We start from the raw sequence: 14,294 nt of genomic DNA, 5'->3' as shown, positions 1-14,294 counted from the left end.
GCTCATCCGGATGATCATCGGACGGCGCCACGCCGCGGCAACGGGTCGCAGTTTCCAGGCTGGACTTCCGCCCATCAATAATTCTTCTTCTCAATTGACAACGATTATCATTAAGCCTAATTTGGCGCTCGACATGTAGGACGGGTCCGATGCACGGGTCGTCCCGCTAACTATTTGCAGTAAGGTGAATTCCATGACGGAACAAGTATCCACAAGCAGGTGCGACTCACCGCTACTCCAGGCCTTCGTCGACAACCGGATGATCCTGGTCAAGATCGCAGCGCGTATCACCGGTTGCCGCTCCCGCGCGGAAGACGTGGTCCAGGATGCGTTTTTCCGGTTGCAATCGGCGCCTCAGATCACCTCGTCCTTCAAGGCTCAACTCAGCTACCTGTTCCAGATCGTGCGCAATCTGGCGATCGACCACTACCGCAAACAGGCGTTGGAACAGAAATATTCGGGGCCGGAAGAAGAAGGATTGAACGTGGTGATCCAGGGTGCTTCGCCAGAAACGTCGCATATCAACTTTTCCACCCTCGAACACATTGCCGACGCGCTGACCGAGCTGCCTAGCCGAACCCGTTACGCCTTCGAGATGTACCGCCTGCACGGCGTGCCGCAGAAAGACATCGCCAAGGAACTGGGCGTCTCGCCGACACTGGTGAACTTCATGATCCGCGACGCCCTGGTGCATTGCCGCAAGGTGTCAGGGGTGCGTGGGGATACGTTCGCCCGGCGGTGAAATCCGCATTGGGTTGCTGTCCTCATCGCGAGCAAGCTCGCTCCCACAGGGTTCACGACCAACCTGTGGGAGCGAGCTTGCTCGCGATGGGGCCTTGAAGCCCTACACCAACGAACACCGGTCAAAAAACCGCTCGCGCCCCAGGATCATCAGCGCCGCGCGCTTGTGCGGGAAATCGAATTCCTTTTCGCAGTGAAAACACTGGTTATGCAGATGCCCGATCATCCGGGCATTGTCGGCCCGAGGCTCGGCCACCACGCGCTGGGTACGCGGATCGTCGAGAAACAGGTAATGCACCAGTGCCGATAGCCAGCTTGCGACCTTGTGCGGACCTCGATGCTGCTCTTCGCCCACCAGCATGTGGATGCCGCGGTCATAAGCGTGAGCGTCATAAAACGGTGCGATTCGATCCTCCTTGGCCCAATAGGCTTCGAAGTAGGCGAATGGCTGCTCATCGAAACAACCGATCAAGGTCAAGACCCGAGGGTCATGCTCAAGCCTGGTCAAGTACTCGCGGTGCTGTTCCAGGCTGCCCTCCTCCTGCCAGAAGCTAGCCACCCTGGGGCTGTTCTGCCAGCGGTTGAATCGCGTCAGGTCTTGCTCGATTTCAAGCGTGCGCAAAGACACCCAGGCCCCTAGCCGCGCGTCGAAACGGCGATACACCTCGCCGCGCGGCTTGATCGGGCGACGTGGATGGCGCTTGCCGTCGGTGACGATCATCTGTTGCGGATAACTGCCGCTGAACGACTCTCCCAGCCAGGGCTGCGGCAGTTGCCAGAACAGCGTGCGTTCGCAGATATATTCGTCGCTGAGTTCCCCGCCCGTCAGCAAACCGCTGAGCAGGGCCTCACCGGGACGCTCATTGAGGTGCCAGACCAGGCGCTGACATTCGGGATCCCTGGCAAACAGCCAATAGCAGGCCGCCCAGAGTGCCGGGCCGACCGGCCGGTCGTTGTTTTCCTGCAAATGCACGTGCAACTGGGGACCGCGCTCCAGGCGCAGGCGGATCAGCGGCGCGCCTTCGAGCATCAGGCTCAGGTGGCGTTCGGTTTCATCGGCACCCAGGCTGCGCCCGCCGGGCAAGGGCAATAGGGTCGGCTGATTGAGGTTGGACATGGGAGCTCACGTTTTCGTCGGTGGTCAACGTGTGACGTGAGCCAGGCAGATAAATTTAAGGTCCGCTTTCAATGGGCGTGGGTCGGCACCAGCTCGATCCGGTAGGGCTGGAAGATTTCCAGCAACTGGCCGTTGTCCCGCAACTTCTGCAATATCTGGGCGAACGCTTGGGGAGAAATGGGAGCCTGGGGCCGGATCAGTGCGTAATGATGGTAAATCTGGTCGATGCGTTCGGATACCAGCAACTGCGAGGCCACTTGCGGATTGCGCAACACGTAATCGCTGAGGTAGGAACGGGTCACCAGGGCAATGTCCGCGCGCGTGCGCAACACCATCTGCAGGTTGCTGTCGTGGGAATAGGTCAACGTGGCGTTGTATTGGCCGATGAGGAACTTCGGATCGGCGTTGAATTCGGCAAACGCATAGTGATAACCGCTGAACAGGGCCAAGCGCTTGCCCCTGAGATCGGCGAAATAGCTCTGCTGGCGATCCGGCTGGCGTTGGGCGACGAATATCTCCGCATCCTCCAGGCCCATGTCTACCGGAGTATGGGGCACATCCTGCCAGCCCCAGTCGGGGTTTTCGAAAATCGCCATGTCGACCCGGCCCTGCTTGAAATCGTTGAACCGGCGCGGAATCGAAGTGGGTACCAGCACGAATTCATAGTCGGCCTGTGACCGGTTCAAGGCTTCCACCAATTGCGGTAACAGACCGGTGTCGGCGCCGTTTTCGGGACGAACGGTATAAGGCGGGAAATGCGCCGCGCCGATCCGGACCACTTGTGCAGCTTCAGCTGACACGGTCAAGAACATGGCCAGGACGGCCAGCAAGGTACGTGAGGTCATCCCCATCGGCGAACACGTCAAGATAACACTCCCCAAAGTCCCCATCACTCTTCACGCTAGGCGGTTTCAGCCGCTTAGCCAGCCGCACGATCAATTTAAAACAGCGGCTCGATCATTGTTCTTCTTTCATCCGGTCGCGCGGGGCAATTTAAGCTGGCCAAGGCAACCAAGCAAGCGCTCGGACAGCGAACAGCCATCTTCCATGCAGGACAACCTCCATCAGGCCGGTCTGGTCGCTCGGGCGTCATCAGGGACTAGGCGGATGCTTCGGGTTTGACTACGCTCAAACCCATCTGCACGCCGATACCGGGAACCTTGCAATGCCTTACTGGCTGGTGATTGATCTGGAAGCCACCACCGACGAAGGTGGCTGGCCGGTTACCGAAATGGAAATCATCGAAATCGGCGCCACCCTGGTGAATCGGGATGGGCGCGAGGTGGACCATTTCCAGCGGTTTGTACGGCCGCTGAGGCGCCCGTTGCTGACCTCTTTCTGTCGCACGCTGACGCATATCAGCCAGGCCAATATTGACGGCGCCGCACCGCTGACCGAGGTCTGGCCGGCATTCGAACACTGGCTGGCGCCTTATCGAGCGAACCTCGAAGGCTGGGTCAGTTGGGGGGACTACGACCGCAAGCAGTTGCTTCAGGAATGGCAAGGCCAGCACTTGCAAAGCGCGCTCGCCCAGGTACCGCACATGAATCTCAAGCAGCGCTTTGCCAAGGCCCGTCGGCTGGAGCGACCGCTGGGGCTCAATGCGGCGTTGCAACTGGCCGGTCTGCAGTTCTGCGGCCAACAGCACCGTGCATTGGAGGACGCCCGTAATACGGCGCGATTGTTGCCGCTGGTGCTGACCGGCTGAGCGCCCTGCCAGGCGCGACAGATGACGACTGTTGTGGCCTTGTGCATACTGGCCGGCCTTTTTCAGCCCTTTCTCGAGGAATCGCCCATGTTCAAAGTCAACGAGTACTTCGACGGCACCGTCAAGTCGATCGCCTTCGGTACCGCCGAAGGTCCAGCGACCATCGGCGTCATGGCACCGGGCGAATATGAGTTCGGCACTGCGCAGCGGGAAATCATGCATGTTGTTTCCGGCGCCCTGACAGTGAAACTGCCCGACAGCACCGATTGGGAAACCTTCGCCGCCGGTAGCCAGTTCAACGTCCCGGCCAACAGCAAGTTCCAGCTCAAGGTAGCCGTCGACACGGCTTACCTCTGCGAATATCGCGGCTGAGCCGTGGCGAGGGAGCTTGCTCCCTCGCCACCAAAGCGCCTGCGTGATAAATAAAAATGCCCGTGTCCAGCGACACGGGCATTTTTATTCAGGGATCTTCTATTCCAGCACTTCGACCGGCATGCCGACCTCAAGTCGGCCATTGCCATCGTTGACCAGATTCTGGCCGAACATCGCACCATCCGGCGTAGAACGGTACTGCTGCAACGTGGCGAAAGGCTCGCGCTGCGGATCGCGTTCGCCGGTTTGCGGATCGACCGTGGTCATGATGCAGCGTGAACACGGCTTGACCACCCGGAACTCCACCTCGCCGATACGAATACGCTTCCAGCCGTCTTCGGCGAACGCCTCGCTGCCCTCGACCACCAGGTTGGGACGAAAGCGCAGCATTTCCAGCGAGCGGCCGACCCTGCCCGATAAATCCTCCAACGAGGCCTGGCCGATCAACAACAAGGGAAAACCGTCGGCGAAGGCCACCTTGTCGTCATCCTTGCCGTAGCCGGCTGCCGTGGTACGAGCCAACTCCACCGGCACATGGACCAGCCGGGTGCGATTGCCGATGAACTCACTGACCCAGGCAGCCGCCGCGTCACCGGCATCCGGCACACGCAGCGTATCGCGCCAGATGATCACGCCACGCCGTTGTTCTTCGAGAGAAGGCGGCAGCGGCACCTCGATGGCGCCGTAGCCCGGCGCGCTGAGTGTCAGTCCGCCCGCCGCGTTCCACAACGCCGAAAGCTGGCTCAGCTTTGCCACGGCCCGCTGGGTCAGGAAGCGCCCGCTGGCCTCATCCACCAGCATCCAGCGTCGATCACCGTCGAGCCCGAGCTTGTCCAGGCCGATGCCCTGCAGCGGCTGCCCCTTGCCGGACTTCAACGGATACCGATACAGCGCGCTCAGCCGCAACATGATCAACTTTCCCTGATGACGAAAAAGCGCAACCTTATACGAGCGAGCCGGTGAAGCAAACCTCGATCAGCCTCAGCCGAGCATCAACCGCTGGCGCACCACGTCGACCAGCTTGTCCGGCTGGAATTTGGAAAGGAAGTTGTCACAGCCAACCTTCTTGACCATCGAATCGTTGAAGCTGCCGGACAGCGAGGTATGCAGCACCACGTAGAGCCCACGCAGGCGTGGATCGTTGCGGATTTCCGTGGTCAGGCGGTAGCCGTCCATCTCGGGCATTTCCGCGTCGGTGAAAATCATCAGCAACTTGTCGGTCATCACTTCGCCGGTGTCGGCCCAGGCCTTGAGCATGTTCAGTGCCTTCAAGCCGTCGCTGGCGATGTGCATCTTCACGCCCAACTGGCCCAGGGTGTCACGCAACTGCGAGAGCGCGACATTGGAATCGTCCACCAGCAGGACTTCTCGACCGCGGGCTCGTTCCAGCACCGGATCCTCGAGCTTGTCCCGTGAGACCTTGGCGTTGTAGGGGACGATTTCGGCGAGGACTTTCTCCACGTCGATGATTTCCACCAACTGGTCGTCGACCTTGCTGATAGCCGTCAGGTAATGCTCGCGCCCGGCACTGGTCGGAGGCGGCAGGATGGCTTCCCAGTTCATGTTGACGATGCGGTCCACGCCCCCTACCAGGAACGCCTGTACCGAACGGTTGTACTCGGTGACGATGATGGTGCTGTTAGGTCCCGGCACGAGCGGACGCATGCCGATGGCCTGGGAAAGATCGATCACCGGAAGGGTCTGGCCACGCAGATTGACCACACCACAGACGAACGGGTGGCGCTGGGGCATCAAGGTCAGCTTCGGCAGTTGCAGCACTTCCTGGACCTTGAATACGTTGATGGCGAACAGTTGGCGCCCCGCCAGGCGAAACATGAGAATTTCCAGGCGATTCTCACCCACCAATTGGGTTCGTTGATCTACTGTGTCGAGAATGCCGGCCATCGATGACTCCTGGGCTTGTTCGGATGAATCTGTAAAGACGCTATCGGCGGTATGCGCCGGATCTTGACCCCGACATTAAATACCGCCGCGGGCATTGATGTCACATAGACATCATGCTTTACTGGCCTTCCGTTTTACATCCGTTTTTTCCGCTGCGCGACTTCCGTTGACGCAGTAAGTTCCCCTGCCTAAGGGATTCCCCTAGGCACAATCAGGTCTAACCTGATATTCCCGATATCCAATAGCCATTAATGTGACGCCATTCTCATTGCTGAACGGAGTCAGGCTTTTGTGCGCGACTGCAGAACAACGGATTTCCAGCCTCCCAACCGATTTCAGTGCAATCGTTTGCGAGGCCGAGTTTGCGATCCGCAAGGCACCTTCGTTCGTACCGGCCATGAGATCCAGCCGTTCGCCACACGCGATCTACTTTCGCCTGACATGATGTTGTGGAGATAAGCATGCCGAACGATCGCAACAATTGGAGCCAGCGCCTTCCCGAGTTCCTGATTGAAGCCGAGACACTCTTGGCCAAGTCGGAGGAATGCCTGAGCCATCTGGAGCTGATCAACAACGACAAGGATGCCATCGACTGCATGCTCAGCACGTTGCTGAAGCTGGCAAACAAGGCCGACGCTCTCGCATTGGAGGCCGTTTCGGAGTTTTCGCTGCATATCCATGGCTTGCTCAGTCATGCGCAACACCACATGGAGCTGCATGACCAGGCACTGGTCGCGCTGAAAGATTGCTTTACCCTGATGGCCTGGCAATTGGAGCTCGTCGACCACACCACCGGCAAACTGAGTCTGGACAACACTGAACAGACCTCCCTGATCGAAGCATTTGCCTTCCAGGTTGGCCAGAGTCCCTGCGAGGCGTTGCCGACGCCGCGCCCGATGGCGTTGGTTCCTTACGCACAAAAACAAGCGTGAGCTGGTAGCAGCCGACCAACATCATGTGCCTGGCCCGTCGTGCTTTGCCGCCGCCAAGCCGGGCGCGACCAACGAAATCCGAAGTGGTACTATGTCTCGCGTCAGTCGCCTCGGACAGCGGCGCAAGAAGCCGCCAACCGAAGCCGTCCCCGACCTGAAACATTTACCCGACCCGGCCCGTCAGATGCGCTGACTGGCCTGCCCGCAGCGAACATTCATTGGCTCCATCCGTTATGCACGCCAGCTTCAAGTCAATCATCACCTGGCCACCGTCCCGAGAAAACGCCCGCCGGTTCACATTGCTGCTGTGTATCTGCTCGACCCTCGGTTGCCTGCTGGCCTACTTGTTGGCCCATCCGCTGCCGTTGGGCTTGCTGGTGCTCAATGGCGCGGCGCTGGCCTGTGTCTGGATCCACTATCGACTCTCGCGCAAGTCCATCAAGTTCCAGCCGCAGGAACTGGCCGACCGACTGCTGGAGGTCCAGGAAAACGAGCGTCACCGGCTCAGCCGCGAACTGCACGATGACATTGGCCAACTGCTGACCGCGGCAAAACTGCAAAGTGAATGGCTCAAGCGCCGCCTGCCGGAAGACTTGCAGGGCCAATGCAGCGTACTGAGCGACACGCTGGACGAAACCCTGACCAAAGTGCGTGATGTCTCGGCGATCCTCAATCCCAGGCAACTGACCAGCCTTGGGCTCGAAGCCAGTCTCCGCGCTCATCTACTCAAGACATTGGCCAATACGCCGGTGAAATGGAGCCTCGATTGCCAGCAGCGCATGACCGGCATCCCGGACGAAATGACCGTCGCCGCCTTTCGGATCACCCAGGAAGCCGTCACCAACATGTTGCGCCACGCCCAGGCGAGCAATCTGCTGGTGCGCCTGCAACGCCTTCCTGAAGGGCTGACGTTGCTGATCAGCGATGACGGCCAGGGATTCGTCCCGGCCAGCCACCCCGGCCGCGAAGGACAGCGCGGCATGGCCGGCATGTCGGAGCGAGTCGAACAGTTGGGCGGCACCCTCAAGGTCACCAGCGAGGCCGGCAAAGGCACACATATCGAAGCTCGTATTCCCTGGGCACCGCGTGCCCTTGAGCGGGCCAGCAAGAATAAGGTTCTCCATTGACTTGTAATTTGCTTCTGGTAGATGACCACTCGCTGATCCGGGCCGGTGTACGCGCCCTGGTCCTGGATCTCCCTGGCTACGCCGTCGTCGGCGAAGCCAGTGACGGCGCGCAATTGCCGGAACTGGTGGAACGCCTCAACCCCGATATCGTCCTGCTGGATATTTCCATGAAGGATACCGGCGGCCTGGAAGCCTTGCAGCAACTCAGGAAGGTACGCCCCCAGAGCAAGGTGCTGATCCTGTCCATGCACACTGACCCCGCGCTGATCATGCAGGCGCTGGAATCAGGAGCCCATGGCTACCTGCTCAAGGACACCACGGCCACCGAGCTGGCGCACGCCCTGGACGCGTTGCGCAACAACGAACGCTACCTGAGCCCGGCCATTGCCCATACCGTGATCAACCAGGCGCTGACCCGCGTTCAGAAACATCAGCCCGATCCAGCCCAGAACCACAACCTGACGGCGCGCCAGCTGGAGATCCTGCGGCTGATCGTTCGTGGCAAGTCCACCCGGGAAATCGCCAACGGCCTGAGCCTGAGCATCAAGACCGTGGAAACGCACCGGGCCCAGATCATGAAGCGCCTGCAGATCCATGACGTGGCCGGACTGGTACTGTTTGCGGTCCGCGAACAGATCATCAGCCTGGATGATTGAGCAGCGCCGCACCCTCCAGCAATGGCGAATCCGACGGCAGGTGCACCCGTAGCGCTTTCGGGCGCACGGTGAAACGTAGATCGTCGACCTGCAACGGCTCGCCATCCAGATTGATGTCCAGGCCCTGCGCCACCTTGATTTCCACCCAGGGCAAACGCGCTCGTACGAACATGTTGTCTATGCCCAGGCCACCGGCCAGCAGATCCTTGAGCGTACTGACAACCTCTTGAGGCGCCGGGAGGATGCTGATATCGAGCAAACCGTCGTCGGCGAACGCCTGCGGACAGAGCAAATGCCCCCCACCCGCCTGCCGACCATTGCCGATGCCCAGCGCCAGCAAGTCGCCGCGCCAGTGAAAATCGGGGCCCTGCAGTTCGCCATAGGCTGCGCTCAACTCACTGAAACGCGACAGGCCGGTAAACAGATAAGCGGCGCCCCCAAGGACTTTCTTCAAGTCCTCGGAGGTATTGGCGGTCACCTGGCTACCGAAGCCGCCCGTCGCCATGTTCAGGAAAATACAGCCGCCGACCTCGCCCACATCAATCGCCCTGGGCGTGACATCCAGCAGCTCCAGGGCCTGGTCCGGCTCCAACGGGACGCCGGCCGCCCGGGCAAAATCGTTAGCAGTGCCCAGGGGGAGCAACACCAGGCTGGCATCGCCAGGCCGCTGGACCATCGCCTCGGCGATATCGCGCAGGGTTCCGTCACCGCCGCCGGCGATCAATCGGGTGTAACCGGCATCCAGTGCTTCGTCGACGCATCGCCGGGCATCCCCTGCTTCCCAGGTCAACCGTACCGCCAGGTCCCAGCCCTGTTTGCGCTTGAGCATCACTGCCGCGCGAACCTCTTCGTTGAGCGCTTGCTTGCCGTGCAGGATCAGTAGCGCCTTGCCTTTGCTCATCGTTGTCTCCGTCATTGGAAGGTTCAGGAAATGGGACCGCTCATTCAGCCGAAAAAGCCCGGCGCTGCTCAATTTATACAAAATAAGACCCAGCACCTCGAAGGAGGCGGCGGACTGCCTCTTCTCGGCAACCCTTCATTCAAGGACTTTTCCTACAAGATCTGGCGAATCAGCTCAATTGACCCTCCAGCCGTATTGGAACACCTTGGCATTCTGTTGCGCTGAATCGAAAAAACACCCAATAGACAAGGATGGATAACCCATGGATGGATACATCAAGGCCCGCAGGGGCAGGACCAATCATTTGAAGGCTCATGGAAACAGCGGAGGAGCGCCTCATGCCCGGCCATGAATTCAAATTGTCCCCCCGGCAATTTGGCCCGCTCAGGAGCGAGCGGGCCGATAAGCAAAACGAAGGCAAAAGTTGCATTAATCCCGTAGGAGGAATTGATTTGGAACCGCGCGTCGTTGAACTGGAAACTCACCTCAAATACATCCGCAGGGACATGGATGAAATCCGTACCGATGTGAAAGCGGTCCGACACCGGCTCGCCTATCTGGCCGGCGCAGCCGCAGTGGTGGTCGGCCTGCTGGGCTGGGTGGCGAACAGCCGCTTCGATCAGGTGGTGACGTTGCTGTCGCGATAAAGGCCGGCATAAGGCACGGTTACTCACTCGGGGCGGACAACGTTGCCAGGATTAATCCAGCACTTCGCTCAAGGGAATGAAGCTCACTTCATCACCCTGGACCAGTGTTCGCCCTTCGAGGACTTCGACCAGCCCCTCGGCCCAGGCGGCGCTGCGCAGGACACCGGAGCTCTGGTTGCGGTAGATGATCGCCTGACCGTCTTCAATGCGACCTCGCAAGTACTCTCGGCGAGAGCCCGCCTTCGGCCAGGTGAAGCCTGCAGGTATCTTGAACTTGAGGGGCGCCACTGACTGAACGCCCTGGCGCCGCAGCAGGTAAGGCCGAGCCAACAGCGCAAAGGTCACCAGCGTAGAAGCGGGATTTCCCGGCAGGCCTATTACCGGCAGGCCACGGAAGTGCCCGAACGTCAGCGGCTTTCCAGGCTTGATAGCGAGCTTCCAGAGCGTCAACTCGCCTTCTTCGCGCAATGCAACGCCTAGAAAATCCGCCTCCCCCACCGATACGCCGCCGGTGGAAAGGATCAGGTCGACATCCGACAGCCCGGCCAGACAGCGACGCGTAGCGGGCAAATCATCGGGCAGGATACCTGCGTCGACAACATCGCAACCCAGGCGCTGCAACCAGCTACAGAGCAGGACACGATTGCTGTTATAGATCTGGCCTGGACCCAGGTTCTGACCAGGCTCCACCAGTTCGTCACCGGTCGACAGCACCGCAACGCGTACTTTGCGCACCACTGGCAGCGATGCGCACCCCAGGGATGCCGCTAGACCCAACTCGATCGGACCCAGGCGGGTGCCGGCGTCAAGGACTCGCTCCCCGATGGTTGTTTCCTGTCCTTGAGGTCGAATGTTCTGTCCGCTGACCATGGGCTGGGTGAATCTTACCCGCTGATCATCGTCGACAATGGCGTTTTCCTGCATTTCGACGCAATCGGCACCCGGCGGGACCGGCGCACCCGTGAAGATACGCGCGCAGGTACCCGCGGCGAGAGCGTCTGGAGCCTGCCCGGCGAAAACCCGCTGACTGACGACCAAAGCCTCGCCGCTCCAGTCATTCAGGCGCAAGGCGTAGCCGTCCATCGCACTGTTGGGCCAGGGCGGCAGGTCAAGTGTCGAGACCAGGTCCTCGGCCAATACTCGCCCCTGCGCCTCGGACAGCGGCACGCGCTCATGCTGAGTAATGGGCGTGGCTGCCGCCATCTCGAGCAACCGCTCCAGCGCGACCTCGACGGCCATCAGGGCGCCGGCCTTGCCCGGTTTACCCACGGGATTCACAAGGGGCAGCCTGTTTCAGATGGGCGACGAAATTACACGGCCGATGGCGCGCGTCCAGTTGTTCGGCGAGGATCCCGTCCCATCCGGTACGCACCGCATTGGTCGAACCCGGCAAGCAACAGACCAACGTACCGTTGGCCAGGCCGGCCAGCGCCCGGGACTGAACGGTAGAAGTGCCAATGTCCGCCACGGATATCTGCCGGAACAATTCACCAAAACCATCGACCTGCTTGTCCAACAGGCACGTAACGGCCTCGGGCGTGCTGTCGCGACCGGTGAAACCGGTGCCACCGGTGATCAACACCACTTGCACCACGTCGTCGGCGATCCAGGTGGCGACTTGAGCGCGGATCTTGTACAGATCATCTTTAAGCAGTACCCGGGCCGCAAGGTTATGCCCCGCCTCCGTGAGGCGGTCGACAAAAACCTGTCCCGACGTGTCGGTTTCCAGAGTACGGGTATCACTGACAGTCAGCACCGCGATATTGAGCGGTACGAAAGGTACATCAGCCTTGGCTTTCATAGGCTCGTCCAGTTGTAGGGGAAACAGCCCGGTGTTATATCACAGCGGCCCATTTTTTCGCCTGTGCGGAGACACATCATGACCTCGAACGATCCCTTGCCAGCCTGCTCGATCCTGCTCCTGGCGGGTGGCCGCGGACAACGCATGGGAGGCCAGGACAAAGGCCTGCTGGAATGGCAAGGCGAACCGTTGATTGCCCACCTTCATCGGCGGACCCGGGCCCTGAGCGACGATCTGATCATCTCTTGCAACCGCAACCCGGAGCGCTACGCATTGTATGCCGACCAGCTGGTGCATGACGCCGAAGGGGATTTTCCCGGGCCGCTGGCAGGCATCCGGGCGGGCCTCAAGGTGGCGCGGCATGCGTATGTGCTGGTACTGCCTTGCGATGTCCCGCAAATCGACTCAAGCCTGCTCGACAGCATGCGCGAAACGGCAAGCCGCCATCCCGGCAAGCCGTTGATGGTGCGTCAGGGGGAGCATTGGGAGCCGTTGTTATGCATCATCCCACGGGTCCTGGCAGCAGACTTTGAAAGGGCCTGGGACGAAGGCGAACGCAGTCCCGGCCGCATCATGCGCAGACTGCACGCCGTCGCCTTGCAATGCCCGGCCAACGATGCCCGGCTGGCCAATCTCAATACGCCGGAACTGCTGGCCCGGCATACAGGCGTGTCAGATTGACACTAGCCAGGAACTAACATGCGATGTATACGTCTTACGGTCAGTAACTTGAAGAATCCATTTCGGAGAAACACCATGACTCAACGGACCCTCGCCACTTTCATGCTCGCGCTGGGCCTCGCCACTCTCGCCGGGTGTGCATCGCCAACAGTGATTACCCTGAATGACGGTCGCGAAATCCAGGCCGTCGACACGCCAAAATACGACGAAGACAGCGGCTTCTACGAATTCGAGCAACTGGACGGCAAGCAGACTCGCGTGAACAAGGACCAGGTTCGTACCGTTAAAGACCTGTGATCTTCAGCGTTACAGCCAGATAGAAAAAAGCCCGCAAGCATTGCGGGCTTTTTAATGCCTGGCGGAAAGTGCGATGGCTACCAGCGCAGGGCAATATCACTCTCGAAGACCCGCTCCTGACCCGTGATCGGATCGATGAAACCTAATCTCTTGGCCAACAGCTTGAGCGGGTTGGCATAGTCATCCTGGGCATCCCTAATCACATCGGGATAAAACGGATCGTTGCAGATGCCAGCCCCCAAGGCACTCATATGCACCCGCAGCTGGTGCTTTTTCCCGGTAACCGGATACAGGCCGTACCGCCACAGGTCGCCGTTCCTCTCAAGCACCTCCATGGCCGTCTCGGTATTGGGCTCGCCTGGCCCCTCCTGCATTCGGAAAAAAGGCTCGCCGTCGATCATCCGGCTTCTGTGCACACACGGAAAAGCCACTCCAGGCAGTGCGGGGGCAATGGCTTCATAACTTTTTTCGATTCGCCGCGTCGGAAACAACGATTGATAAGCCGAACGCGTCTGCGGATTGGCGGAGAACAAGACCAGCCCGGCCGTGTGCCGATCAATACGGTGCAAGGGCACCAGATGGGGGTTGTCCAGGCGCCGGATCAAACGGCGCAGCAATGTCTGCTCCACGTATTCCCCCGCCGGCGTGACAGGCAGGAAATGCGGTTTGTCCGCCACCACCAGATGCTCGTCGACGTAGAGAATCGACTCCACCACCGGGATCGGTTTTTCATCGGGCACTTCGCGAAAATAGTGGATCCGCATGCCTTCGCGATAGGGCAGGTCAACACCGATCGCCCGCCCCTCCCCGTCCAACACCCGCCCTCGGACAATCCGGTCCAGCCACTGCTCGCGGCTGATCGTGCTGAAATGCTCGCAAAGACATTCCAGCACCGTCTGCCAGGAGCCAGGCGGCAAGTACAGTGTGCTGGCCTGATGGTGGGCGGCGGAAAATGATGAACCGGACATTAAAAACTCTTGAGCGTTTACGGGGCCGGTATTATCCGCCACTCGCACAAGCCGGCACAGTGCTTATTGGCTCATGCGCGAATTGATGTCGGTTTTTCCGCTGCCTCGGTGAACTCCTTCAACCAGCGCAGCACCTCGACTGCCTCCCAACGTCCCGGGTCGTACAATGCATACAACAGCCCCTGGTAACCCACCACGTCCAATTGCTTGTGGTAACCGGCACGCTGGAACAACGCTTCGATCTCGGCAAAACAGGTGTTGAAATGCAGCTTGTTGAAGGGTGTCTTGCCTTCGGTTACCAGACCATCCAGGCGCAACTCCAGGACCGCCTCGCGCACAACGTCCGCGGACATCCTGTTCACGCTGTTTTTCAATTGTTCGACATTGACCAAGGGACGCACTCCGGATTGCTGTATGGGCATACAGTAACCGAAGAATGTC

18 protein-coding genes are annotated in these 14,294 nt (G+C 59.9%); 9 read left to right on the top strand and 9 right to left on the bottom strand.

Translation table 11 applies throughout. From position 1 onward, the window contains the following. Positions 1-193 precede the first annotated feature (193 nt). The gene (locus J3P96_RS09245; RefSeq protein ID WP_025212663.1) at positions 194-742 is read left to right on the top strand and encodes an RNA polymerase factor sigma-70; all 549 of its coding nucleotides are present in this window, start codon (positions 194-196) and stop codon (positions 740-742) included. A 102-nt stretch (positions 743-844) separates the two neighbouring features. Here the strand turns inward: J3P96_RS09245 and J3P96_RS09240 are convergent, their stop codons facing one another. After that, on the bottom strand, positions 845-1,858 hold the full coding sequence (locus J3P96_RS09240; RefSeq protein WP_434629510.1) for a GNAT family N-acetyltransferase: 1,014 nt from the start codon (positions 1,856-1,858) through the stop codon (positions 845-847). A gap of 68 nt (positions 1,859-1,926) precedes the next feature. After that, positions 1,927-2,703, bottom strand: coding sequence for a substrate-binding periplasmic protein (locus tag J3P96_RS09235; RefSeq protein WP_434656590.1), 777 nt, complete (start codon positions 2,701-2,703; stop codon positions 1,927-1,929). Between the two features lie 320 nt (positions 2,704-3,023). Here J3P96_RS09235 and J3P96_RS09230 point away from each other — a divergent pair, with 320 nt between their 5' ends. Both J3P96_RS09230 and J3P96_RS09225 read left to right on the top strand, forming a co-directional pair. Further along, a complete protein-coding gene (locus J3P96_RS09230; RefSeq protein ID WP_434656589.1) occupies positions 3,024-3,566 on the top strand; it encodes an exonuclease domain-containing protein in 543 nt (180 codons plus the stop codon). Between the two features lie 87 nt (positions 3,567-3,653). Then, the gene (locus tag J3P96_RS09225) at positions 3,654-3,938 is read left to right on the top strand and encodes a pyrimidine/purine nucleoside phosphorylase (RefSeq protein WP_003183665.1); all 285 of its coding nucleotides are present in this window, start codon (positions 3,654-3,656) and stop codon (positions 3,936-3,938) included. Between the two features lie 99 nt (positions 3,939-4,037). On the opposite strand, the gene J3P96_RS09220 is transcribed toward J3P96_RS09225, so the two are convergent. Continuing rightward, positions 4,038-4,847: an MOSC domain-containing protein gene (locus J3P96_RS09220; protein ID WP_434629504.1), complete on the bottom strand. Its 810-nt coding sequence runs from the start codon at positions 4,845-4,847 to the stop codon at positions 4,038-4,040. A gap of 72 nt (positions 4,848-4,919) precedes the next feature. Next, positions 4,920-5,843, bottom strand: coding sequence for a chemotaxis protein CheV (locus J3P96_RS09215; RefSeq protein ID WP_214999118.1), 924 nt, complete (start codon positions 5,841-5,843; stop codon positions 4,920-4,922). 461 nt (positions 5,844-6,304) lie between these two features. Here J3P96_RS09215 and J3P96_RS09210 point away from each other — a divergent pair, with 461 nt between their 5' ends. The 3 genes from J3P96_RS09210 (at position 6,305) to J3P96_RS09200 (ending at position 8,558) form a co-directional block, all read left to right on the top strand. After that, complete coding sequence (locus J3P96_RS09210; RefSeq protein WP_305499818.1) at positions 6,305-6,775, top strand: hypothetical protein; 471 nt, start codon at positions 6,305-6,307, stop codon at positions 6,773-6,775. Positions 6,776-7,008: 233 nt separating this feature from the next. Continuing rightward, positions 7,009-7,902, top strand: coding sequence for a sensor histidine kinase (locus J3P96_RS09205; protein ID WP_434658135.1), 894 nt, complete (start codon positions 7,009-7,011; stop codon positions 7,900-7,902). Then, a complete protein-coding gene (locus J3P96_RS09200) occupies positions 7,899-8,558 on the top strand; it encodes a response regulator (RefSeq protein WP_305499816.1) in 660 nt (219 codons plus the stop codon). Before J3P96_RS09205 ends, J3P96_RS09200 begins: the two co-directional genes overlap by 4 nt. On the opposite strand, the gene yegS is transcribed toward J3P96_RS09200, so the two are convergent. Next, positions 8,542-9,459, bottom strand: coding sequence for a lipid kinase YegS (gene yegS, locus J3P96_RS09195; RefSeq protein WP_305499814.1), 918 nt, complete (start codon positions 9,457-9,459; stop codon positions 8,542-8,544). The two genes, J3P96_RS09200 and yegS, sit on opposite strands and share 17 nt — an antisense overlap. 338 nt (positions 9,460-9,797) lie before the next feature. Between yegS and J3P96_RS09190 the strand changes: the two genes are divergently transcribed. Continuing rightward, complete coding sequence (locus J3P96_RS09190; RefSeq protein ID WP_305499812.1) at positions 9,798-10,106, top strand: hypothetical protein; 309 nt, start codon at positions 9,798-9,800, stop codon at positions 10,104-10,106. Positions 10,107-10,157: 51 nt separating this feature from the next. Here the strand turns inward: J3P96_RS09190 and J3P96_RS09185 are convergent, their stop codons facing one another. Next, entirely contained in the window at positions 10,158-11,345 is a 1,188-nt protein-coding gene (locus tag J3P96_RS09185; RefSeq protein ID WP_434631235.1) for a molybdopterin molybdotransferase MoeA, read from the bottom strand. Positions 11,346-11,367: 22 nt separating this feature from the next. Then, positions 11,368-11,907, bottom strand: coding sequence for a molybdenum cofactor biosynthesis protein B (gene moaB / locus J3P96_RS09180; RefSeq protein WP_434572850.1), 540 nt, complete (start codon positions 11,905-11,907; stop codon positions 11,368-11,370). 78 nt (positions 11,908-11,985) lie between these two features. On the opposite strand from moaB, the gene mobA reads away from it, so the two are divergent. Beyond that, the gene (gene mobA, locus J3P96_RS09175) at positions 11,986-12,588 is read left to right on the top strand and encodes a molybdenum cofactor guanylyltransferase MobA (protein WP_434656587.1); all 603 of its coding nucleotides are present in this window, start codon (positions 11,986-11,988) and stop codon (positions 12,586-12,588) included. Between the two features lie 75 nt (positions 12,589-12,663). After that, positions 12,664-12,885 carry a YgdI/YgdR family lipoprotein gene (locus tag J3P96_RS09170; protein ID WP_025212647.1) on the top strand — a complete coding sequence of 74 codons (222 nt, stop codon included), beginning with the start codon at positions 12,664-12,666 and terminating at the stop codon, positions 12,883-12,885. A 77-nt stretch (positions 12,886-12,962) separates the two neighbouring features. Here J3P96_RS09170 and J3P96_RS09165 read toward each other — a convergent pair whose 3' ends face one another. Both J3P96_RS09165 and J3P96_RS09160 read right to left on the bottom strand, forming a co-directional pair. Then, positions 12,963-13,853, bottom strand: a complete 891-nt coding sequence (locus J3P96_RS09165; RefSeq protein ID WP_434601390.1) for a pseudouridine synthase — start codon at positions 13,851-13,853, stop codon at positions 12,963-12,965. A 71-nt stretch (positions 13,854-13,924) separates the two neighbouring features. Further along, positions 13,925-14,245, bottom strand: coding sequence for a transcriptional regulator (locus J3P96_RS09160; RefSeq protein WP_434572844.1), 321 nt, complete (start codon positions 14,243-14,245; stop codon positions 13,925-13,927). Positions 14,246-14,294: the final 49 nt, after the last annotated feature.

This window comes from Pseudomonas sp. R3-56, from assembly GCF_051132075.1.
Lineage (GTDB): Bacteria > Pseudomonadota > Gammaproteobacteria > Pseudomonadales > Pseudomonadaceae > Aquipseudomonas.
The sequence above is the reverse complement of the archived record's forward strand: the minus strand, read 5'-3'. Positions and strand labels throughout refer to the sequence as shown.

Excerpts from the sequence above, each read along its gene's own strand:
- J3P96_RS09245 (WP_025212663.1), top strand. The coding sequence starts at position 194 with ATGACGGAACAAGTATCCACAAGCAGGTGCGACTCACCGCTACTCCAG.
- J3P96_RS09240 (WP_434629510.1), bottom strand. The coding sequence starts at position 1,858 with ATGTCCAACCTCAATCAGCCGACCCTATTGCCCTTGCCCGGCGGGCGC.
- J3P96_RS09235 (WP_434656590.1), bottom strand. The coding sequence starts at position 2,703 with ATGACCTCACGTACCTTGCTGGCCGTCCTGGCCATGTTCTTGACCGTG.
- J3P96_RS09230 (WP_434656589.1), top strand. The coding sequence starts at position 3,024 with ATGCCTTACTGGCTGGTGATTGATCTGGAAGCCACCACCGACGAAGGT.
- J3P96_RS09225 (WP_003183665.1), top strand. The coding sequence starts at position 3,654 with ATGTTCAAAGTCAACGAGTACTTCGACGGCACCGTCAAGTCGATCGCC.
- J3P96_RS09220 (WP_434629504.1), bottom strand. The coding sequence starts at position 4,847 with ATGTTGCGGCTGAGCGCGCTGTATCGGTATCCGTTGAAGTCCGGCAAG.
- J3P96_RS09215 (WP_214999118.1), bottom strand. The coding sequence starts at position 5,843 with ATGGCCGGCATTCTCGACACAGTAGATCAACGAACCCAATTGGTGGGT.
- J3P96_RS09210 (WP_305499818.1), top strand. The coding sequence starts at position 6,305 with ATGCCGAACGATCGCAACAATTGGAGCCAGCGCCTTCCCGAGTTCCTG.
- J3P96_RS09205 (WP_434658135.1), top strand. The coding sequence starts at position 7,009 with ATGCACGCCAGCTTCAAGTCAATCATCACCTGGCCACCGTCCCGAGAA.
- yegS (WP_305499814.1), bottom strand. The coding sequence starts at position 9,459 with ATGAGCAAAGGCAAGGCGCTACTGATCCTGCACGGCAAGCAAGCGCTC.
- J3P96_RS09190 (WP_305499812.1), top strand. The coding sequence starts at position 9,798 with ATGCCCGGCCATGAATTCAAATTGTCCCCCCGGCAATTTGGCCCGCTC.
- J3P96_RS09185 (WP_434631235.1), bottom strand. The coding sequence starts at position 11,345 with ATGGCCGTCGAGGTCGCGCTGGAGCGGTTGCTCGAGATGGCGGCAGCC.
- moaB (WP_434572850.1), bottom strand. The coding sequence starts at position 11,907 with ATGAAAGCCAAGGCTGATGTACCTTTCGTACCGCTCAATATCGCGGTG.
- mobA (WP_434656587.1), top strand. The coding sequence starts at position 11,986 with ATGACCTCGAACGATCCCTTGCCAGCCTGCTCGATCCTGCTCCTGGCG.
- J3P96_RS09170 (WP_025212647.1), top strand. The coding sequence starts at position 12,664 with ATGACTCAACGGACCCTCGCCACTTTCATGCTCGCGCTGGGCCTCGCC.
- J3P96_RS09165 (WP_434601390.1), bottom strand. The coding sequence starts at position 13,853 with ATGTCCGGTTCATCATTTTCCGCCGCCCACCATCAGGCCAGCACACTG.